The organism is Robertmurraya sp. DFI.2.37 (assembly GCF_029211245.1).
Classification (GTDB): domain Bacteria; phylum Bacillota; class Bacilli; order Bacillales; family Cytobacillaceae; genus Robertmurraya; species Robertmurraya methanolica_A.
This window is the reverse complement of the sequence record NZ_JARGEJ010000656.1, coordinates 1-299: the sequence shown is the minus strand read 5'-3', so window position 1 is coordinate 299 and position 299 is coordinate 1. Positions and strand designations below refer to the sequence as shown.

Below are 299 nucleotides of genomic sequence, written 5' to 3'. Positions count from 1 at the left end.
CACAAACTGAACCAGCTGAATCTTCAATCGGAAATAATGCTTTCTTATGTGATTGTACACGATATAGAGTCGAAATTCTTTTCTTGTTAAAATAACGAGTTCTTTCTCTTTTCTTAGCTTCTTGAATTCGTAATCCTTTTAGCCTTGTGATGATGTCACCAAATGGAAATTCTGCATCCTTTTTCAAAAGTGTCAGGACAAAGAGAATATTATTCGGCTCGGCCATTTCTGCGTAAATTCCCTTTTCTTCAAAAAGCTGCTGTAATTCATACCCTGTATAGCTGCAATTCGATTGAACC

General features: G+C 36.1%; 1 pseudogene. It reads right to left on the bottom strand.

The features are described 5' to 3' along the window. Window positions 1-299 (bottom strand): annotated as a pseudogene (locus PZE06_RS28090) (aminotransferase class I/II-fold pyridoxal phosphate-dependent enzyme); the annotation flags it as partial.